The organism is Bacillus sp. 1021 (assembly GCF_014534735.1).
Lineage (GTDB): Bacteria > Bacillota > Bacilli > Bacillales > Bacillaceae > Bacillus > Bacillus siamensis.
This window is the reverse complement of sequence record NZ_JACVSR010000001.1, coordinates 327,389-345,164: the sequence shown is the minus strand read 5'-3', so window position 1 is coordinate 345,164 and position 17,776 is coordinate 327,389. Positions and strand designations below refer to the sequence as shown.

Annotated in this window: 25 protein-coding genes and 1 pseudogene; 9 read left to right on the top strand and 17 right to left on the bottom strand. The window is 45.5% G+C overall.

Annotation, left to right across the window (positions count from 1 at the left end):
- Window positions 1-32: 32 nt before the first annotated feature.
- The 6 genes from ICW23_RS01925 to ICW23_RS01900 form a co-directional block, all read right to left on the bottom strand.
- Entirely contained in the window at window positions 33-236 is a 204-nt protein-coding gene (locus ICW23_RS01925) for an XtrA/YqaO family protein (protein ID WP_016936455.1), read from the bottom strand.
- A complete protein-coding gene (locus ICW23_RS01920) occupies window positions 226-567 on the bottom strand; it encodes a hypothetical protein (RefSeq protein WP_016936456.1) in 342 nt (113 codons plus the stop codon). Before ICW23_RS01920 ends, ICW23_RS01925 begins: the two co-directional genes overlap by 11 nt.
- Window positions 568-664: 97 nt before the next feature.
- Window positions 665-832: a hypothetical protein gene (locus tag ICW23_RS01915; RefSeq protein ID WP_016936458.1), complete on the bottom strand. Its 168-nt coding sequence runs from the start codon at window positions 830-832 to the stop codon at window positions 665-667.
- A complete protein-coding gene (locus tag ICW23_RS01910) occupies window positions 832-1,632 on the bottom strand; it encodes an ATP-binding protein (protein ID WP_016936459.1) in 801 nt (266 codons plus the stop codon). Before ICW23_RS01910 ends, ICW23_RS01915 begins: the two co-directional genes overlap by 1 nt.
- Window positions 1,532-2,359: a hypothetical protein gene (locus ICW23_RS01905; RefSeq protein ID WP_016936460.1), complete on the bottom strand. Its 828-nt coding sequence runs from the start codon at window positions 2,357-2,359 to the stop codon at window positions 1,532-1,534. The genes ICW23_RS01910 and ICW23_RS01905 overlap by 101 nt, the downstream gene beginning before the upstream one ends.
- Window positions 2,349-2,528 (bottom strand): hypothetical protein, encoded by a 180-nt coding sequence (locus tag ICW23_RS01900; protein WP_047475424.1) that lies wholly within the window; start codon window positions 2,526-2,528, stop codon window positions 2,349-2,351. Before ICW23_RS01900 ends, ICW23_RS01905 begins: the two co-directional genes overlap by 11 nt.
- 190 nt (window positions 2,529-2,718) lie before the next feature.
- On the opposite strand from ICW23_RS01900, the gene xre reads away from it, so the two are divergent.
- On the top strand, window positions 2,719-3,057 hold the full coding sequence (gene xre, locus ICW23_RS01895) for an HTH-type transcriptional regulator Xre (RefSeq protein ID WP_016936462.1): 339 nt from the start codon (window positions 2,719-2,721) through the stop codon (window positions 3,055-3,057).
- Window positions 3,058-3,204: 147 nt separating this feature from the next.
- Entirely contained in the window at window positions 3,205-3,795 is a 591-nt protein-coding gene (locus tag ICW23_RS01890) for an ImmA/IrrE family metallo-endopeptidase (RefSeq protein ID WP_016936463.1), read from the top strand.
- Window positions 3,796-3,935: 140 nt separating this feature from the next.
- On the opposite strand, the gene ICW23_RS01885 is transcribed toward ICW23_RS01890, so the two are convergent.
- Complete coding sequence (locus ICW23_RS01885) at window positions 3,936-4,541, bottom strand: poly-gamma-glutamate hydrolase family protein (protein WP_064778314.1); 606 nt, start codon at window positions 4,539-4,541, stop codon at window positions 3,936-3,938.
- Window positions 4,542-4,650: 109 nt separating this feature from the next.
- Here ICW23_RS01885 and ICW23_RS01880 point away from each other — a divergent pair, with 109 nt between their 5' ends.
- Complete coding sequence (locus ICW23_RS01880) at window positions 4,651-5,028, top strand: PH domain-containing protein (protein WP_049628307.1); 378 nt, start codon at window positions 4,651-4,653, stop codon at window positions 5,026-5,028.
- Window positions 5,029-5,064: 36 nt separating this feature from the next.
- Here ICW23_RS01880 and ICW23_RS01875 read toward each other — a convergent pair whose 3' ends face one another.
- The 3 genes from ICW23_RS01875 to ICW23_RS01865 form a co-directional block, all read right to left on the bottom strand.
- A complete protein-coding gene (locus ICW23_RS01875) occupies window positions 5,065-6,018 on the bottom strand; it encodes an N-acetylmuramoyl-L-alanine amidase (protein WP_188153947.1) in 954 nt (317 codons plus the stop codon).
- A 142-nt stretch (window positions 6,019-6,160) separates the two neighbouring features.
- The gene (locus ICW23_RS01870; protein ID WP_188153946.1) at window positions 6,161-6,295 is read right to left on the bottom strand and encodes a PhrA family phosphatase inhibitor; all 135 of its coding nucleotides are present in this window, start codon (window positions 6,293-6,295) and stop codon (window positions 6,161-6,163) included.
- Window positions 6,285-7,418 carry a response regulator aspartate phosphatase gene (locus ICW23_RS01865; protein WP_188153945.1) on the bottom strand — a complete coding sequence of 378 codons (1,134 nt, stop codon included), beginning with the start codon at window positions 7,416-7,418 and terminating at the stop codon, window positions 6,285-6,287. Before ICW23_RS01865 ends, ICW23_RS01870 begins: the two co-directional genes overlap by 11 nt.
- 206 nt (window positions 7,419-7,624) lie before the next feature.
- On the opposite strand from ICW23_RS01865, the gene ICW23_RS01860 reads away from it, so the two are divergent.
- Entirely contained in the window at window positions 7,625-8,092 is a 468-nt protein-coding gene (locus ICW23_RS01860; protein WP_016936470.1) for a DinB family protein, read from the top strand.
- Window positions 8,093-8,237: 145 nt separating this feature from the next.
- A complete protein-coding gene (locus tag ICW23_RS01855; protein WP_047475431.1) occupies window positions 8,238-9,002 on the top strand; it encodes a sulfite exporter TauE/SafE family protein in 765 nt (254 codons plus the stop codon).
- A gap of 41 nt (window positions 9,003-9,043) precedes the next feature.
- Here ICW23_RS01855 and ICW23_RS01850 read toward each other — a convergent pair whose 3' ends face one another.
- From ICW23_RS01850 to ICW23_RS01825, 6 genes and pseudogenes are all read right to left on the bottom strand, one after another.
- A complete protein-coding gene (locus ICW23_RS01850; protein WP_064778311.1) occupies window positions 9,044-9,235 on the bottom strand; it encodes a hypothetical protein in 192 nt (63 codons plus the stop codon).
- A gap of 417 nt (window positions 9,236-9,652) precedes the next feature.
- Window positions 9,653-9,987 (bottom strand): annotated as a pseudogene (locus tag ICW23_RS01845) (tagaturonate reductase); the annotation flags it as partial.
- 49 nt (window positions 9,988-10,036) lie between these two features.
- A complete protein-coding gene (locus ICW23_RS01840; protein WP_016936472.1) occupies window positions 10,037-11,035 on the bottom strand; it encodes a LacI family DNA-binding transcriptional regulator in 999 nt (332 codons plus the stop codon).
- A gap of 371 nt (window positions 11,036-11,406) precedes the next feature.
- Window positions 11,407-12,585, bottom strand: a complete 1,179-nt coding sequence (locus tag ICW23_RS01835) for an NAD(P)/FAD-dependent oxidoreductase (protein WP_016936473.1) — start codon at window positions 12,583-12,585, stop codon at window positions 11,407-11,409.
- A 39-nt stretch (window positions 12,586-12,624) separates the two neighbouring features.
- On the bottom strand, window positions 12,625-13,041 hold the full coding sequence (locus ICW23_RS01830) for a helical membrane plugin domain-containing protein (protein WP_016936474.1): 417 nt from the start codon (window positions 13,039-13,041) through the stop codon (window positions 12,625-12,627).
- Between the two features lie 386 nt (window positions 13,042-13,427).
- The gene (locus ICW23_RS01825) at window positions 13,428-13,925 is read right to left on the bottom strand and encodes a cupin domain-containing protein (protein ID WP_016936476.1); all 498 of its coding nucleotides are present in this window, start codon (window positions 13,923-13,925) and stop codon (window positions 13,428-13,430) included.
- A 129-nt stretch (window positions 13,926-14,054) separates the two neighbouring features.
- On the opposite strand from ICW23_RS01825, the gene ICW23_RS01820 reads away from it, so the two are divergent.
- From ICW23_RS01820 to ICW23_RS01810, 3 genes are read left to right on the top strand one after another with little or no spacing between them, the layout of a single operon-like run.
- Window positions 14,055-15,038, top strand: a complete 984-nt coding sequence (locus tag ICW23_RS01820; protein WP_099745174.1) for a DMT family transporter — start codon at window positions 14,055-14,057, stop codon at window positions 15,036-15,038.
- A 25-nt stretch (window positions 15,039-15,063) separates the two neighbouring features.
- The gene (locus ICW23_RS01815) at window positions 15,064-15,801 is read left to right on the top strand and encodes an ABC transporter ATP-binding protein (protein ID WP_095240876.1); all 738 of its coding nucleotides are present in this window, start codon (window positions 15,064-15,066) and stop codon (window positions 15,799-15,801) included.
- 1 nt (window position 15,802) lies between these two features.
- Window positions 15,803-16,564, top strand: a complete 762-nt coding sequence (locus ICW23_RS01810) for an ABC transporter permease (RefSeq protein WP_099745172.1) — start codon at window positions 15,803-15,805, stop codon at window positions 16,562-16,564.
- 23 nt (window positions 16,565-16,587) lie between these two features.
- Here the strand turns inward: ICW23_RS01810 and ICW23_RS01805 are convergent, their stop codons facing one another.
- Window positions 16,588-17,406 (bottom strand): uroporphyrinogen-III synthase, encoded by an 819-nt coding sequence (locus ICW23_RS01805; protein ID WP_188153944.1) that lies wholly within the window; start codon window positions 17,404-17,406, stop codon window positions 16,588-16,590.
- Between the two features lie 173 nt (window positions 17,407-17,579).
- On the opposite strand from ICW23_RS01805, the gene ICW23_RS01800 reads away from it, so the two are divergent.
- Window positions 17,580-17,765, top strand: a complete 186-nt coding sequence (locus tag ICW23_RS01800; RefSeq protein ID WP_188153943.1) for a DUF8096 family protein — start codon at window positions 17,580-17,582, stop codon at window positions 17,763-17,765.
- The last annotated feature ends 11 nt before the right edge of the window (window positions 17,766-17,776 follow it).

Sequence of the window (17,776 nt, the reverse complement as noted above, 5' to 3'; positions counted from 1 at the left end):
CTTTCCGTCTTGGACGTATTCTGTTTTTTCGATTAATTCAATTTAAAGCCGATTTCATATTCGACACGGGTCAGGTCGCCTTTTCTCGTTTCGACAAGCGTTTTGCCGTGCTCCGGCGCCTCGGCGAGCCAGGCTTCATTCTTCAGCCCGTCTACAATAATCACCCGCACCTTGCCTTCTTCCAGCTGGCTTTTTAATGTTGTATGTTCAATGTCTGACAGTTTTTTAGGATTCATGTTTTACGTCCTCCGTCTTTTTCAGGATATTTACTTCATGTATGAGGCTTTCGAGATTATTTATGAATGCTTCTTTTTCTTCAGCACTTTCTCCCCGGAGCAGGCGGAGAGCCGTTTCGGCCGCCTCAAAAAGTTCCGGGGCTTTCGCCATCATTGCCGCGTTGATCCGCTGTGAGTATGAACTTAAGTTGAAAACGGCCGCGATAAGCCTTCCGTTTGAATAAGGAAATTTCTCTTTTTCCGCTTCGCTGTAAGCAGAATAAATGTAAATGGGTTTTTCTTCTCCGCTGTGTACGGCCCGCCATGGAGCGGGGCTGTTGTTTACTTGCAATGTTTATCCTCACTTTCCATCAGCCTCATGCCATGCTTCAATTTGCTTTTCGATCCGTTTCGCCCTGAACAGCAGGCAAAAAAGCCATTTGATATATTTATACACGTGCATCAAGCCTCGCTTTTGCGTCTTGAACCATTCGCTCAAGACGTTTAATGACCGGCGTTAAATCAGTTCCTGTTTTGCAGTTCGGGCAAGGGTGAAAGACAGCGCCGAAACTTGTTTCCGTCACAACGACCTTCTTTGGCCCGCACAGTTTACACATTATCTCGCCCCCTCTAATCTGTGGTTGACTTCGTATGGGTTTCCATTAATGATGACTAAATAATCGCTGCACATCTCATACATTCTTGTGCCCAATGCTTCATCAACCTGCACCAGCTCGTCACACGCCAGCTCACTCGAGATAAGAAGCGGTTTATGATTTAAATAGCGGTAATTCACGACGGCGTACATTTGTTCAATCTGCCAATCGGTCGCCCGGGGTTTTCCGTTCAGCGGTTTGAACAGATCGTCAATAAAGAGCACATCCGCCCGTTTCATACGGGTCAGTTTTGTATCGAGCAGATCAAAATCATTTTTTAAATCTGTAAATCCCTCCACAAAAGGAAAATACAGCACCGGTGTCTGCTTCTGTCTCATGACATGATTGCTGAGAGCAGTCAGAAGGTGGGTTTTCCCCGATCCCGGACGCCCTAATAGGGCAATGCTGTTTTTCCGGCAGTTTTTAATCTTGTCGAAGTTGTCAGCAAATTCAAGGGCGCATTCATATGCGTCAACGATCGCCTGAGGCTTGCCCTGCGTAATAAATCCTTTGAAATCCAGCTTCCGAAAAGCGCCTGTAATCTCACTTGCGCTGAGGATGCGCTCTGCTTTTCGTTCCGCGGCGCAGCGGCACTTGACCCACACATCCATTCCCAGCTGTTTTTCGAGATAACCGCCCTGATCCTTACAGAGCGGACAGTCAAAGCGGCTTTCGTCTGATTCTTCCGGTCTGTCCGCCAGTAATGGACGTTTTCCGTTTTTCAGGTCGGCCAGTATCTGCTCGATCGTTCGTTTTGTCATGTATCGTATTCCTCTCTTTTTTTGTTGTGATTGTCCTTCCCGCAATTCGTGCATTCAAGCGGTCCTCCATAAACTTGGCGCAATAGCTGAAAGCCTTGATCGTTTCAGCTGAAGAGGTGCGCCGCTGTTCAAAAGCTGTAAAGCATTCGCCGAGCCATTTGATTGCTTCTTGTGCTGACGCACCGAGGGAAACAATACGGGCGATGGCCTGATAATCTCTTGGCGACGGGTATACGCTCCGCCCCTCCTGTGCAGACCTTAATCTGATAAAATGGGCGGCAATTTCGGTAATCGCTTCTTCAGCAGTATGATTTTTTGTTATATCTATTTCTCTCTGGACATTTTTGTCCCGGTGATCTGCCGATATTGTCCGGTCAGTTGCTTCCGGGCGGGGCAATGTCCCTTTTTGCGTGAATCTTTTCGAGTGTTTTACGGAGATGATAAGTCCGTAAGGCGCGCGGACGGTTTTGATATATTCATGCTGTTCCAAGCTCTCGAGCCACCGCCTGACGGTTTTTTCACTGACTGCGAATACATCGGCCATTTCTCTTGCTTTTACTGGCTTATGTCCGAGGACAAGCCCCCACTTGACGCCGTCTTTTACGTGTTCCTTTGTCGTTGAACTGATGAACCATAAAAACAGCCATAAAGCGGAACCTATTTTGTCATAATGTTCAGAATTCAATAATCCGGAATAGATAAAAAACGGGTAGCTTTTACGATTCATAACGGACATCTCCATTTTTCTTCAAACTTATATAGTGTTCATACTGCAATCGGTTATCAAATCGGAACACCGGAAGTCCGCAAGCGGTAAAAGATATCGACCCGCCTGCTTTTCCTAAACTTCTTTGGTCAGCCGGATTGCTGCTGAAACGGATGATAATCGGATGCATCTCTCACCCTCCTGATCAATTTCTTATCATTTTTCGATACATTTTGTATCCCTGTGATGTTGATTATAAACGATACTTTTCGTATCATCAAGACCTTTTTGATACTTTTTTTATCATCGCTTTATTTTGATACATTTTGTATCTATAATGATAAGTAACTTAGGGTGTTGAAAAAAGAGAGGTCGTTCGGATGATAGGCGGAAGATTGAAAAGTCTCAGAGGAAAAAAAACGCAGGAAGAAGTCGCAAATCATATCGGTGTCTCGCGCGCCAGATATTCTCATTATGAAAACGGCCGATCTGAACCCGATTATGAAACGCTGCAAAAGCTTGCGGATTATTTCAAAGTGTCGACGGATTATTTGTTAACCGGAAAAGAACCTTCAGATGAGGACATGTTTGCCGATCCCGACCTGCAGATCGCATATCGGGACATGCAGGACTTTTCACCGGAAAGCAAACAGCAGGCCATTGAATTCATTAATTATTTAAAAGAAAAAGAGAAAAACCGCAGGCCGAAACATAAATAATTCGCTCTTTTCCTTAAAATGCTTAACGTTCAGCCGATATAATATCTGAATGTTTATTTTTGAAAGAAAAGGGAATAGATTCAAAGTCCGATCAGGGCTTTTCTTTCTCGCTTAAAAAAGAACATATGTTCGAAAGGGTGTATTCAATTGGGCGATTTTTTAACACATCTTGAGGAATACGTCAAAAACTTATATTGCCGCATGGGAATGACCGCCCCCCTCCATATTGATATGCAAACGATTGCCAAGGAGCTTGACATTTGGATTCATTTTGAAGATACGCACAGCATGATGCTGAAGCGGGACGGCATGTACAGCATCGTCCTGAACCAAAGAAAGTCACCTGAGGAACAATGGGAGGATTTTGCACACGAACTGTGCCATGTGCTGAAGCATACCGGGAACCATTTCCACATGAACAAGCTGTTCAGGGAACTGCAGGAATTCCAGGCCAACCATTTTATGTACCACTTCTGTGTACCGACCTTTATGCTGTTAAACATGGAGCTTCCTCAGCGGAGGAACCACGCCGTCATTTTAATCGCAGCCGCTTTCCGGGTGACGGCGTCATTTGCGGAAAAAAGGCTTGAGCTGTTTGAACGGCGTAAAGCAGGTATTCAATTTCAGAAGCGGCTCACTTGTCTGCTATCCGACAAGCGGCCGAATGTGTATTACGAAGGCAGGCAGACACACTTGCATGCCGCTGAAGAAAAATCGCCGTATTTTATTGAAAACTAGCGATTCTCTGCCGGCTGAAAACGCAGCCGGCAGAATGTCATCATTTTGACATCGGAGGAAAGGTTTTTGCATTATGAAGCTGTTCTCACCGTGCTGCCAGCCAAGCACTTCTTGCTCCCCACAGACCCAGTGAACCCTGTTCATTTATCATAAAAACCGAGTTTGACGGCATCTACATACCGAAAAAACAGATCCGTTGGCGTGTATTCTTCTCCCCGGCAGCCAAAATTGCTGAACAGCGCATTTCTCTGTGCCGTACTTACTTCCAATTGCAGCCCCATTTTCCTTTTTGTCCGATTCACAATATTCCCGGGGTTTACACCTGCCAGCCGATTGTTCATGTCCGTCAGCTCGGCGCTAAAACCCGCTTCACGCAGCAGATCACAAATCAGTCTGGCTTTTTCCAGATCCGCGCCCCCGACGAGTGTATTTGCCGTTTCCCGATCATGGTACCCATGAAAAGCCAATGCATAATGATGGGCGGTCACTTTTTCTAAAGCCAGCGGTTCATCAAAGCGTGTGCTTGTCAAGTGGAGGGAACGGTTGCCGCACTGCTTTGTGCCTTCAAATAAGTAAATTGAGCTTTGGTCAGAAAATGCCCGCACCAGCTCACTGACACCGGGCTCAATTCTGCCGCCGTGGGGAGCGAGGACGATACGTTCACTTCCCTCATTTTCTTCATAGATAATTCTGTATTCCGATTCAGCAGCGGAAAGAGCTGCGAAACTGTCATATCGATCTTTCATGTTTAACATGCTCTCCTTTTTCAGTCAGCACCAGTTTACTCTACTCATCTAGGAATGAAAACCTTTTTATAGTATGATTTGAAAGAATACGTATCAGGGGGGATCTATCATGGGGTTTATCAATGGATTGCTGGGTAATGCGTCGACAATATCGACGGCTGAAGCAAAAGAAGAACTGACCCGTATTCTGCTGGAAGGTGAGAATGTCAACGCCGCGTTTAAACTCGTCCGCGATATCATTGTTTTTACGGATAAGCGTCTTATTCTTGTTGATAAACAGGGACTTACGGGTAAGAAAACAGAGATTCAATCCATTCCGTACAAAAGCATTTCCAGATTCAGCGTAGAAACCGCCGGCCGCTTTGACTTAGATTCAGAGCTGAAAATTTGGATTTCCGGCGCGGAAATTCCCGCTGTCTCAAAGCAGTTTAAAAAAGATGAAAGCATTTATGATATTCAAAAGGCTCTTGCCGCAGTTTGTATGTAAGAAAAACGGAAGCCCGGGGAGCTTCCGTTTTATTGATTACAGCTTTTCCTCGATTTTTGCCTTCGTTTTCGGGCCGTAAATTCCGTCTGCCGTTAAACCGCTGACGGATTGAAAACGTTTTACAGCATTTGCCGTTTTCGGACCGTAAACGCCGTCAACCCCGTGATGTTTTGCGCCTTTATCAGGATAAAAATAAAGGGCGGATAAAGCGTTTTGCACTTGTTTCACGTTTGTCCCTTTCGTCAGCGGGTTTGTCACTTTAATCACTCCGGACGGGAGCGGATAGGAAGACGCAGCCTGACTTTTTGAGGAAGATCCCGTCTGAGACAGCTTGATCACCTGCCCGACTGTAATGTGATTCGGGTCGGTGATATGGTTTAAGCTTTGCAGCGATTTTACACTGACACCGTGTGATGCGGCAATCTCCGACAAGGTGTCGCCTTTTTTCACATGATATTCAGATACCGACGAAGAAACGGCGGCCTTTTTCGCCGGCATACTGCCGTTTAATTTCTTTTCAATTTTCGCCTTCACTTCATCCCAGCGGCCTTCAGACAAAATGCGGTGCGGGCAGTACTTTCCGTTCCAATCCTGGTGCTTTCTGATTCTGTCAATCCCCCAGCCCCGCTCCTTCAGAAGCTGAGCGGCAAACTCAATCGCCAGTTCTTCTGCGGCTCTGTACCGTTCGCCGCCTGACTTGCTGTAACAGATTTCTATTGCAATCGACTTCCGGTTTCCGGTGCCGTTTGTGCCGTCTCCCGAATGCCAGGCATTCCGGTCCAGCGGAATGCCCTGAATCACTTCTTTGTCATCGACTGCAAAATGATAGCTCGTTGATTCGCTGTTCCCCGTCATATAGCTGATTTCATTGGCGGCGGATGCGTCGTTTGCCGTGTTATGGATGGTAATATACTCCGGCGTCATTGGATTCGGACATTTTAACGCATATTTATCAGCCGATACGAGCCGTTTTTTCACTTCAATCCCCACTCTTCATCTCTCCTTATGCCTTTTTCATAAATAGGTGGCATTCGTAGGACAGACGCCTTGAGTATATAGCCCCCGCAATCGGATAAAAGTGGAATGTTTGTGCTTAGGCAAAAAAAAGACCCTTCCTAAGAAGGGTCTTTACTTATGTTTGGTTGCGCGCGGCAATATGAAATGTGCCGTCCGCTTGGTTTTCCAAATGGCTTTCCTGGCCGATTCCCTGTGTAAAGCTGAACCCGACAGCAACAAGCAGCAATCCTGACAACAGTTTAGATTTCATATAGACAATCTCCTCTCTGGATTTGTTTTTGGGCGTGCACCATTTTTTCATAAAACGTGAGCGCTTTTTCAGGCTGTCCATGCTCCATGTAAAATTTGGCAGCGTCATGCGCCAATTCTTCAACATACGGATACAGCATGTGTTCCTCCAGAAACTCAAAGGTATGCCTGACGCATGCGTTATCCATCTTGCCATATAACGCATGTAAAAATTGAAACAGCTTGACAAACAATTCATCATTGTATTCGCGGGCGATACTAAGCCCGAGGCGGTATTGCTTCTCTGCTTCGGCAGTGGTGTTCTGTTTATAAAGGACCTGTGTTAATGAGTAAATAGAATGCGGAAGATTATCGAACTTTTCTGACTTGCAAATGGAAACGGATGTCTCAAAATATTCGGCTGCTTTAGAGAGGTCTCCCATTTTTTCATAGCAGTTTCCGAGATTATATAAGGCTGAACTAATAAGACGGGGATTGCCTTCTTGTTTCGCAAGATCTAAAGCAAGTTCTAAGTGGGGCAATGCTCTTTCTGGATACTGCATGTCATCATAATTCCCTGCAATAACGAATTCACATTGGATTCTGCGGACGTTGTACGTCTCATACGATTGGTACGTTTCAAGGGCTTGTACGGCATAACTCATGGAGACGTAGGTTTGTTTCAGGTTGTAAAATATCTCGGCCATTTTAAAAGCAAACTCAGCTTTCTCGATGTCATCAGAAACGAGTGCAAGTTTTTTTTCAGCCCGTTTGTAATACATCATGGCGTTTAGGAACATCTTCTGTTTAAATTCATACATTCCTCGAAAAAAATTAAAATAGTAATCAAGCAGTCCTGTCAGCTTATACTGGCTGCCTTCAATGTCTTCCAATAATTCTGAAAACTCAGGCTGAGAAGGGTCCTCCTTTAAGGGCTTAATGTAATCCAGCATGACGCGGTGTCTGAATTCCATTAATGAATAATACAGCAGCAGATCCTGATCTTCTTCCATATCCTCGATCTCTCTCTCTACTTCACGTTTGACGCGCTCCGCCTCAAGGACGTGAAACTGCCGGATATGGGTATACCATTCATTAATTTTGAGCCCGACAAAAGAGGACGGAATAGTCTGCTTCATCCTCAATTAATCCCCCCTTTTGGAATGACCGAGATATGTCATATTTTATCATATTTGCTAGAAAAAGAAGAACGCAAAAAGACCGCAATTGTCGAATTTCGGAAATCCGCAACGATTTATCTTCATCAAGAGCTTATTGCTTGTTTCTTCCGTGCCGTTGATATAGCATATCCTTGCATCATTTTAATTCTTGATCAAATGGGGGTTTTCACATGACAGCACAAAATCAATTGGTCAGCCACTTTCTGTCACATCGAAACGTGACGATTGAGCTGGCGGAAAAAATCAGCCGCGAACATTACGATTACAAGCCGGCAGAGACATCAATGTCCGCTCAGGAACTTGTAAAACACATCGTTTATTCTTTTCTCATGTTTGCAAACGTCATTAAAGACGGAGACGGATCAGCCATCCAGAACAAGCCGAAAGAAGAAGCGGAAACAGACCTCGTCAAACTGGCGGAAGCATGTACTGAAAAAACGACAGACATCCTGTCACAGCTGACTGAAGAGCAGCTGAACCGCGAAATTGACCTGACTGCCTCTTTCGGCAGAAAAATTACCGGCTCCGCTCTCCTTCAGCTTGCGATGGAACATGAAATTCATCATAAAGGCAATCTTTTCGTGTATGTAAGAGAAATGGGCCACACGGAACTTCCGTTTTATCAGCAAAAATCATAATCCTGCCATCCGCCGGTCTGCGAAATAACAGCAGGCTGGCGGATTTTTTTGTTCTGTATAAAATTTTCCGAAAATTTAATTGATAATCGCCCCTTAATCATATATAATCTGATAAAAATAGTAGGATTATTCAGGGGGCACACAGATGACTGTAAGCATTGTGTTTATGGGGTTCATTGTCGGAACGCTGGTCGGATTGACGGGTGTGGGAGGAGCGGCGCTTTTGACTCCTTTACTGATCGTTTTGGGAATCAACCCGTCAATTGCCGTCGGCACGGACCTTTTATATAACTCCATCACCAAACTGTTCGGTGTCGTTTCTCATTGGAAGCAGCGCACCGTTCATTTTAAACTTGTCGGCTACTTGGCGCTCGGAAGTATTCCCAGCGCAACAGCCGCCATCGGCATTCTTCACCTGTTTCCCGCTTTTCACCAGCATCAGGAGCAGATTATCAAACAGGCGCTCGGCTACGTGCTGACTCTTGTCGCCATTTCCATTATCGCCCGCCTTTTTTTCGATAAAAAACTGCGGCCGAACCGCTGGCAGCAAAAAACGCTTGAAGAAAAACGGACACTTATGATACTGATCGGCGTCATTTTCGGTTTCATCGTCGGCCTGACATCTATCGGATCCGGCTCATTATTCGCGATCGCCATGCTGTACCTGTTCAGAATGAAAACTGCAGAAGTGGTGGGAACGGATATCGCACATGCCTTTTTGCTCGTAACGGCCGCAGGTCTGTTAAACGCAAGCTTCGGCAGCGTCGATTACCTGCTCGTATTGAATCTTCTGCTCGGCTCCGTACCGGGTGTGCTCCTCGGCAGCTTCTTTTCGCCGAAATTCTCTCCGCGCCCGCTGCAGTTTGTAATGGCGGCGATTATTTTGATCAGCGGAATAAAATTAATATAAAAAAAGCGTCCTTTACAGGAACGCTTTTTTATTTTTCGATATCACCTTACACTTATTAAAATATAAACAGCAAACGCGACAATGTATACCAGAAATGATCCGGTCATAAATTTTACGGGTTTTCTTGAGAAGTTTAATACTCCTCTTAATCCGTCATTCAAAATCATTCCGAAAAATGTCACCAGTGTAACTCCTAAAGCGAGCATTGAAATCCCAAAAATAACCTGATCCATGTCAAATCACCCTCCATTTACATTCTATTTTTTCAAATATGCCTATTAGTCTGGGAAAAAGATAAGACGATTGCGACCGGACATTTTCATTACCAGAAATGAAACGTTACGAGGTTCATTGCAGCAGAAAAAATGTCGCTATTAAAAACCATTCCGTTTTGATTGCTCTTTACAGCGTCATTCCAAATTATAACTTAATCAAGTATGCAGTAACATTTTTCCTCTGCCTGCATTTTCGCACATCCCACTTTCACAATTCATTTCCAAAATAAAAAAGCAACCCTTTCACGGATCGCCTTTTCTCTTATAACGTCACACCGGACTTAAAAATCGCAAGCTCCCGGAAATCATTTTTTATTATTGGTGAATTCTGCGCTTGCCGCTTGAATGATGTATAAAGCCTCTTCCAATGTAATGTGCTGCCAGCCGTTTAAATGAATCATAATCAGATAAAAGATCAATGCCGCGGCTGATGGATTTGACAATCATGAGTTCTACAGCCGGTTTTCCGTCCTTTATTCCCTGCAAAAGAAGCGTAGATACCGTCCTGCTCATTTTAATATTTGATTTTCTCATAGCCTCTCGGCTGTACGGCGGCTATGCTTCTCGTTAAAGTCCGTCAATTGATTCAATTGATCGATCTGCCGGACTGATAAAGCCCGCAAGAAATTGCCTTCACCGAGCTGAAGGACTTTTTCAGGATATTGAATGTATCTGCCGCAAGTTGTCCGCCTCCTGCTGTATTTATGCACACGTTAACATTTTTTTGTGCAAAAAACCCGGATATTCAGACGGGGCAGTTTATGTGAGTTTTTTGATTGAATCTCTTATTATCACCTCAGTGTTTTCATATATTTTTCCCGCCGCCGTATTCGGATCAGCGATAAGCGCCAGAATCTTCTCTGCGCCGAGGATACTGATTTTTTCAACCGGGCGTTTTACGGTCGAAAGTCTCGGCGTCATGTATTGTGAAATGCCGATGTCATCAAACCCAATGACGGATATGTCTTCGGGAACGTTCAGACCTTTGGCGAAAATGGCGTTCATCGCTCCGATCGCCATATCATCATTTGAACAAAAAACAGCGGTAGGCGGTGATTGAAGCGCCAAGAGTTTTTCCATCGCCTGACTGCCGCTCTCCATATCGTAGTTGCCTTTTACACTGTATTCTTGCTTAATCGGAATAGCATGATCAATTAAAGATGACAAATAGCCTTCTTTCCGCTGAGAAGTTGACCTGAATCCTTCTTTTCCCTCAATGATCGCGATATTTCTGTGTCCGTTTGCGATCAGGCAGTCGACCGCCTGTCTGGAGCCTTCTTTATCGTTTGACAGGATATTCGTGAAGCTCCGGTCATCAATGTCCCGGTTCAGCACGACGAGCGGGATGTTTTTCTCACGGATATGATAAATAAAGGAATTATCACTGTCGCTTTGGCTCATTAAGATGATTCCGTCATATCTCATGGGCGTAATGGTTTCAAAGCTTTTCAGGTCGTCAATAGCGCGGACGAACAAATTGTAATCCTCGCTGATTGTGCGGTTTACCCCTTTGATGGTATCGGAAAAAAAGCTGTGTGAAGTTCCGTTTGTGATGCTTGTAAAAAACAGTCCGATCGTATGGGACTTTTGCATGGCAAGGCTTTTTGCATTTACATTCGGTGTGTAATTCAGCTGTGAAGCGAGCTCTAATATCTTCTGTTTTGTATGCTCTTTAATGTAGGGGCTGCCGTTCAGTGCCCGGGATACCGTTGTGTGGGATACGTTGGCGAGTTTTGCGATATCTTTTATGGTTACCATCGGTTTTCCTTTCTCCCTGTATACTGTCATTTATTTCTATTGTACCATTAACGGACAGTCCATAAAATCACTAAAGTTGAGGTTTTGCATGATGTAAGTCCTGAACGGGCTCGGCATGCTGCCTGTCTGTCAGCTTATCTGTCATACCGATAATCAGCATGGCGCACAGCAAAAGGAGCCTAAAACGTGTCTTTCGTCTGAGATGTATTCGGGATATAGCCGGTATTGATCAGCCTGATGCCTGAAAGAAACACTGATGACGGATGACGGAAGACAGAAATTCAGCGCATCAGCCGCGGTGCTGACTGTTCACGTTAACATTCAGACATAAAAAAACACTGCCGAGAAAGTCGGCAGTGTCATTTGAAGGATTAGTAAGCCAGGCTGAATAATCCTTTGATATGTGTTAAATAACGTACGTTACTTGCTTCTTTCATTAAAGATGCCGGAAGACCTTTCAGCGGAGTAGAGTTCGCTCCGATGATGGCAACCGCGTCTTTACGTCCGAGACTTGCAAGCGTACCAGAGTTTACAGGCTTGAATGTTTCAAGCGTTTTTCCTTCTAAGTAAGCGAACAGGTTGTAACCGACAAGTTCACCCATCTGCCATGCGATTTGCGCTGTAGGCGGGTATGGACGGCCGTCCGGCGCAAAGTATACTGCGCTGTCTCCGACAACAAATACATCTTCGTGAGAAGTAGATTGTAAGAAATCATTAACAGTCGCGCGGCCGCGGTTCACTTCAAGACCTGATTCGCCGACTAACGGGTTGCCTTGTACGCCGCCTGTCCATACAAATGTGTTGGCAACGACTTTTGAACCGTCTTTCAGATCAATGACGTTTCCTTCCACGTTTGTAACAGGAAGACCTGTTAAGAACTCAACGCCGCGTTTTTCAAGGCTTTTTGTCGCGCGTTCGATAAGATCATCAGGAAGAACAGGAAGAATTTTCGGACCTGCTTCAACTAGTTTCAGTTTGATTTCTTTATGGTCTACACCGTATTTTTTCGTAAGGTTCGGCATGATGTCAGCAAGCTCACCGACAAGCTCAACGCCTGTTAAGCCGCCGCCGCCGATAAGAATCGTTGCATCAGCTTCGTTTTTCGTTTTAGAGTATTCACGCACACGGTCTTCCACGTGTTTGTATACTTTGTTGGCATCCGCAGCAGATTTGAGCACCATGCTGTTTTCTTCGAGTCCAGGAATGCCGAAATAAGCCGTAACTGAACCAAGTCCGACAACAAGCGCGTCATAAGTCAGCTTAGAACCGTCAGAAAGGGCGACTTCTTTTTTATCAACTGAGAAAGAATTGACTTCTGCGATTTTAATGTCAACGTCTTTTCCTTTAAGAAGTTTTTCAAGCGGCATAGCAACAGCCTGTTCAGACACGTTGCCGGCTGCAAGGCGGTGCAGTTCCGTAATAATTTGGTGAGTCGGGTATTTGTTCACAACGGTTACGCGTGCTTCATCTTTACTGTAATGTTTGCGAACGGTTAAAGCAGAAAGAACTCCGCCGTAACCAGCGCCTAAAATGACAATATGTTTTGACATCGTATATCCTCCGTCCTTTATATCAATTTGAATCTGAGATTATTTTTGTTTTTCGTTCATGATTTCAAGATAGCTGTTAGCAAAACGGAACAGCTTTTGCGCTTGAGGATCTTTCAGCATGCGCAGCAGGCCGAAAAGTCCGATCGTGTCATTGCTTGCATCCGCGCGGTCTTTTGCTTCGATCGCAGTAGCCGCAATGTCTTTCGCTGTTTCTTTCACAGGCTCAAGAATTTCTGTAAGCGCACCCACTGTATCGCTCTTCAATACTTCGTCTGTCGCTACAGACTGTGCAAAATCATAAGACTTCGTTAAAATATTTACTAACTCAGTCAGTTTTGGTAGCTGATCCACTAAAACAGTCAGTGATTCTTGAACTTCAGGTTTTAGCAGCTGATCAATAAGATCGCGTTGGCCTTGGCTGACAGATGCATTTGTTTGATCGATTGTTTCTGGCATATCCGATTCTCCTTTACTATAAGCAGTGTGCTGATTTTTTTGGAAAGGGTAGCCTTTCTCCTCTCATGCAGAAAAGCATGAAAAAGCAAGATTGTGAATCCGTGCACAATCAGTTACAAAAATAAATGTTTACTACCCAGTTTTTCACTTTGCCATATTCAGTATTATTTTTATATCAACAAAAACAATTGAATAAGTCAAAATTTCTTTTTCCTCTCTGAAAATAGCAAACATAAAAAACCCCAATTTGAATTACTCTTATATAATAACACTTTTTGAACAAAATTTGAACGTGAATTGTTTCGTTTATGAAATTATTTATATGGCCGGGGTGTAATAACGTTTCTTTTAGGCTATTTTTTTACAGACCATCCGCTTTTCCCCTGTCATTTCTCCCACAATTTTATAAGCGGGCCCGTTTTTCCCGTAAAGGGATCATATTCCGGGAGCGGGACACGGCTGATTTCTTCTGAAGTTCTATCATTTTTCTCCGTTTTTGTGTCGTACTGCCGGCCGCCCGGATAAGCCCCGATCACGGTGAAATCAGAACTGGCCGACAGTTTTTTATGTCCGGTGCCGGCCGGAATGACCGCTGCGTCTCCAGTTTGAAGAACGGCGTCTGCGCCTTGTTCCCCGCCGAACCTCAAAACCGCGTTTCCTTTTACCGCGACGAGAACTTCGTGGGTGGTGCTGTGAAAATGGTGATACGGAAATACTCCGCCCCTCCAGCTGTTCGACCAATCGTGCCGGCGGAGGACGGATTCCGCTTTCTGTACCGTTTCTTCATTAAATACCGCTTTATAAATGATAAGCGGGAGATTCGGGTTATTCGGAATGCGGCCGTCATCTTCAAAATAAAGAACTTCAATATCCTCTTTCTGCATTGTGTTCACCTCCGTATATGTCTGTTTCCCATTCATCTGTTGTTAAAACGCTATTTTCACATATTCCATTGCGAAGCCTGCCGGTGAATAGTATAGTATAAAAAAATATGTGTCAAAATGAGGGATTTCATGAAAGCCATCATATTCGGAATATTGGCATCTCTGTTTTTTGCAGTTACATTTATTTTAAACAGGGCGATGGAGCTTTCCGGCGGAAACTGGATGTGGAGCTCTTCCCTGCGTTTTCTTTTTATGGTTCCGTTTTTATTTCTGATCGTTTATGCGAAAGGAAAATGGGTGCCGCTCTGGCATGAAATCCGGAAAAAACCGTTTTTTTGGCTGAAGTGGAGCTTTACCGGCTTCGTGCTTTTTTATGCCCCGATTACCTTTGCGGCGGCATACGGGCCGGGCTGGCTGATCGCCGGCACGTGGCAGGTTACAATTGTCGCGGGTGTGCTCCTGTCGCCGTTTTTCTATGAAACAAAAGATTCACCGGCGGGCCCGGTTCCCGTCAGACAAAAGATCCCGCTGATTTCGCTGGTTACTTCCGTCATCATCCTGATCGGAGCAGGCCTGATTCAGCTTCAGCATGCGGGCTCTCTGTCCGGGCGCACGATACTATTCAGTGTTGTGCCGGTCGTCATCGCCGCATTTGCCTATCCGCTCGGCAATCGAAAAATGCTGGAGCAATACGGCGGTAAACTCGACACGTTTCAGCGCGTGCTCGGCATGACGCTCGCAAGCCTTCCGTTTTGGCTTCTGATCGCCGCTTTCGGCTGGCACAGAGACGGGCTTCCGTCAATGGGGCAGACATTTCAATCTTTTATCGTCGCGCTCAGCTCGGGCGTTATCGCGACAGTGTTATTTTTCCGCGCCACCGATATGGTGAGGAATGAGCCGCAGAAGCTCGCTGCTGTTGAAGCGACGCAATCCGGAGAGGTTCTGTTTGCGCTGATCGGCGAGATCGTCTTTTTATCCGCAGCGTTTCCGTCACTTCTTTCGTTTGCCGGACTGTTCATTATTATTGCGGGAATGGTCATGCATACATTCGCTTCACGGCAGACAGACCCGAAAACGGCGGAACAAACGGCAGCCGATCTCACCGGTTCCTGATTTTTTACGAAAGGTGTCATCCTGTATGAAAGAAGAAATTCCGGCAATATCTTTTCTGTCGGCCGGCAAACATTTCAAACAAAACAATACGTCCTTTGATGTCCTAAACCAGGTCACCGGACATATCCAAAAAGGCTCTATTACGGCGTTGATAGGGCCGTCTGGCGCGGGGAAAAGCACGCTGCTGTCACTGTGCAATCTGATGAATACACCTGATGAAGGCGAAGTTCTTGTATTCGAAAAAGAAATAAGGCGCTGGGACATCAGAGAGCTCAGGAAAACCGCGGGCCTTGCATTCCAGTCAGCTCCCGTCATCGACGGCACGGTGCGGGACAACCTTCTGCTCGCAGAAAAACTTCACGGGACACAGCACTATACGCCTGAAGAGCTCGCAGACTTCACTGATCTTCCGCACGGGCTTCTGGATCAGAATGCAAAAGAATTATCCGGCGGACAGCGGCAGAAGCTCTCGTTGGCGAGAACCCTCGCCAGCCTGCCGTCCATCCTGCTTCTCGATGAAATTACATCGGCCCTGGACCCCACATCTGTTCTCATCATCGAAAAGCTGATTACAAAGCTCCATCGGCAAAAACAGCTGACGATCCTGTGGATCACTCATAACCTTGAACAAGCGGAACGGATATCCGATACGGTGTGGTTTATGGCCGAGGGCAGGCTTTTAGAGATCGCGGAAACGAAAACGTTCTTTAAAGAACCGAAACACGAAAAGGCCCGGGCGCTTTTACAAGGGAGCGGGTGCTGATATGGATTATCTCTCTCTGTTATTTACAAGTGTATTTGTCATTATCGCTTTATTTCTGTCTAAATCTTTTAAAGCCGGCGTAGAAAAAGATATGATCATCGCAACCGTCAGGGCCATCATTCAGCTTCTCATCATCGGCTATGTGCTGTCGCTGATTTTCCACGGTGATCACCCGGTGTTTATCCTACTCATGGTGCTTCTTATGCTCACGGCCGCTTCGCATAATGTCGCCAAACGGAAAAAAATGCGGATCGGTTCATTTTGGCGCGTTTTTCTGACACTGGCTATTGTGGAAATCGTGACACAGGGAATTTTACTGGCTCTTCATATCATTCCGTTCACTTCAAGATATGTCATTCCGATAAGCGGCATGGTCATCGGAAACTCCATGGTGCTTTCAAGCCTGTTTTTAAACCGGCTCAGTTCGGAAGCGGATCTGCGGAAGGAAGAAATTCAGCTGATTCTCTCTCTCGGCGGAACGCCTAAGCAGGCAGTCCGCCATATATTGACGTCCAGTATGAAACTCAGTATGATACCGACACTGGAAAGCCAGAAAACATTAGGTCTCGTTCAGCTTCCCGGCATGATGACGGGACAGATTTTAGCAGGGGCTGATCCGATACAGGCCGTGCGCTTTCAGCTGTTGATCGTTTTTACAACGATGGCCTCCGCTCTTCTTACATGTATCATACTCAGCGCCTTAACGTATCCATCCCTTTTCACAGAACACTGGCAATTAAAAAAATTCAGCAGGGAAGCTTAGGCTTTTCCCTGCTGAATGATTGTTTATGACAAGGTCAGAGATTCATAATAACGGGATAATTCAATAATCATCGCTCCCATCCGCTCAATGTCCGGAGCAAGGACTCTCTCCACCCCTTCATCCTTGATCGCTTCAGCCGTCACTTTGCCGACTGCGGCGGCAAGAACATGGTTTTCGAAAGCTTGCTGCAGTTCTTTAGCGGACCCTTTTTCTTTTGCATAATCAAAGAGAGAACGCACTTGAATGGCTGTCGTAAAACAGACAGCGTCAACCTCGCCGTTTAACAGCTCTCCCAGCAGTTTATCAACCGTCTCCCTTTCAGGCGGAATATGCTGATAAGGCAGAACGGGGAATACCTCCGCTCCGTTTTTCTCGAAGAATTCCGTTAAAACGGGCGCTTTTTCGCCATGAAGCTGTATCATGACTTTTTTATCTTTAAAGTCAAACCGTTCCAAGGAGCGGATCAGCCCTCTTGTTGTACCGTCTTCATCAGAGGCATGCGGCGTGATGCCGAGCTTCTTTAAGGCCGCATATGTTTTATAGCCTCTGCAGCCGATTTTCGCTTCATGTACGGCCGCTAGAAATTCTTCTTTCAGACCTATTTTTTCTGATACGGACAATAACGTTTCCGTCCCGATGCCTGTGGTAAATATCACCCAGTCGGCTTTTTGCTCAGCAAATATTCTTATGTCAGGTTCTATCTGATCCTCCGCCAAGTATACGGTTCCTTGGAGGGAACGGGTGACTGCCGTTCCGCCCTGCTTTTCTATTAATCTTGTGATCTCTTCTGTTTTCCGCGAACCGCCGATGGCAATCCGTTTACCTTTCAATCCTTTTCCCATCGCTGTTTTTTCTTCCCTTCAGATGCCGGGCGCCTCATGGCAGGCCGTCATTTATTTCTATTATTGTTACGCAATCAGCCGGGAAAATCAAGATATGCTCCGTTGAATCCCCCGTGCAGTTGCTGTATCATTAACCGGGCAGAATGATTTGATTCGCGGAGGGACTTTCAATCATGGAAACAAAAAAAGAGTTCGAAACAAAAGGTTACGATACTTCGGTCATTTATGAGTTCAATGAATATCCTGATGTTCACAGCGGCCGATGTGATAATTGCGACTATACGCTGTTTAAAAGCTCAGTGAAGGGCGGAAATTTTTTGCGGGAATGCCGGAGATGCGGCATGAAGAAAAATATATAACAAAACAGGCA

Excerpts from the sequence above, each read along its gene's own strand:
- ICW23_RS01835 (WP_016936473.1), bottom strand. The coding sequence starts at position 12,585 with ATGTCAAAACATATTGTCATTTTAGGCGCTGGTTACGGCGGAGTTCTT.
- ICW23_RS01810 (WP_099745172.1), top strand. The coding sequence starts at position 15,803 with ATGGATTATCTCTCTCTGTTATTTACAAGTGTATTTGTCATTATCGCT.
- ICW23_RS01825 (WP_016936476.1), bottom strand. The coding sequence starts at position 13,925 with ATGCAGAAAGAGGATATTGAAGTTCTTTATTTTGAAGATGACGGCCGC.
- ICW23_RS01830 (WP_016936474.1), bottom strand. The coding sequence starts at position 13,041 with ATGCCAGAAACAATCGATCAAACAAATGCATCTGTCAGCCAAGGCCAA.
- ICW23_RS01855 (WP_047475431.1), top strand. The coding sequence starts at position 8,238 with ATGACTGTAAGCATTGTGTTTATGGGGTTCATTGTCGGAACGCTGGTC.
- ICW23_RS01840 (WP_016936472.1), bottom strand. The coding sequence starts at position 11,035 with ATGGTAACCATAAAAGATATCGCAAAACTCGCCAACGTATCCCACACA.
- ICW23_RS01925 (WP_016936455.1), bottom strand. The coding sequence starts at position 236 with ATGAATCCTAAAAAACTGTCAGACATTGAACATACAACATTAAAAAGC.
- ICW23_RS01910 (WP_016936459.1), bottom strand. The coding sequence starts at position 1,632 with ATGACAAAACGAACGATCGAGCAGATACTGGCCGACCTGAAAAACGGA.
- ICW23_RS01915 (WP_016936458.1), bottom strand. The coding sequence starts at position 832 with ATGTGTAAACTGTGCGGGCCAAAGAAGGTCGTTGTGACGGAAACAAGT.
- ICW23_RS01870 (WP_188153946.1), bottom strand. The coding sequence starts at position 6,295 with ATGAAATCTAAACTGTTGTCAGGATTGCTGCTTGTTGCTGTCGGGTTC.
- ICW23_RS01885 (WP_064778314.1), bottom strand. The coding sequence starts at position 4,541 with ATGAAAGATCGATATGACAGTTTCGCAGCTCTTTCCGCTGCTGAATCG.
- ICW23_RS01815 (WP_095240876.1), top strand. The coding sequence starts at position 15,064 with ATGAAAGAAGAAATTCCGGCAATATCTTTTCTGTCGGCCGGCAAACAT.
- ICW23_RS01880 (WP_049628307.1), top strand. The coding sequence starts at position 4,651 with ATGGGGTTTATCAATGGATTGCTGGGTAATGCGTCGACAATATCGACG.
- xre (WP_016936462.1), top strand. The coding sequence starts at position 2,719 with ATGATAGGCGGAAGATTGAAAAGTCTCAGAGGAAAAAAAACGCAGGAA.
- ICW23_RS01805 (WP_188153944.1), bottom strand. The coding sequence starts at position 17,406 with ATGGGAAAAGGATTGAAAGGTAAACGGATTGCCATCGGCGGTTCGCGG.
- ICW23_RS01900 (WP_047475424.1), bottom strand. The coding sequence starts at position 2,528 with ATGCATCCGATTATCATCCGTTTCAGCAGCAATCCGGCTGACCAAAGA.
- ICW23_RS01800 (WP_188153943.1), top strand. The coding sequence starts at position 17,580 with ATGGAAACAAAAAAAGAGTTCGAAACAAAAGGTTACGATACTTCGGTC.
- ICW23_RS01905 (WP_016936460.1), bottom strand. The coding sequence starts at position 2,359 with ATGAATCGTAAAAGCTACCCGTTTTTTATCTATTCCGGATTATTGAAT.
- ICW23_RS01850 (WP_064778311.1), bottom strand. The coding sequence starts at position 9,235 with ATGGATCAGGTTATTTTTGGGATTTCAATGCTCGCTTTAGGAGTTACA.
- ICW23_RS01860 (WP_016936470.1), top strand. The coding sequence starts at position 7,625 with ATGACAGCACAAAATCAATTGGTCAGCCACTTTCTGTCACATCGAAAC.
- ICW23_RS01820 (WP_099745174.1), top strand. The coding sequence starts at position 14,055 with ATGAAAGCCATCATATTCGGAATATTGGCATCTCTGTTTTTTGCAGTT.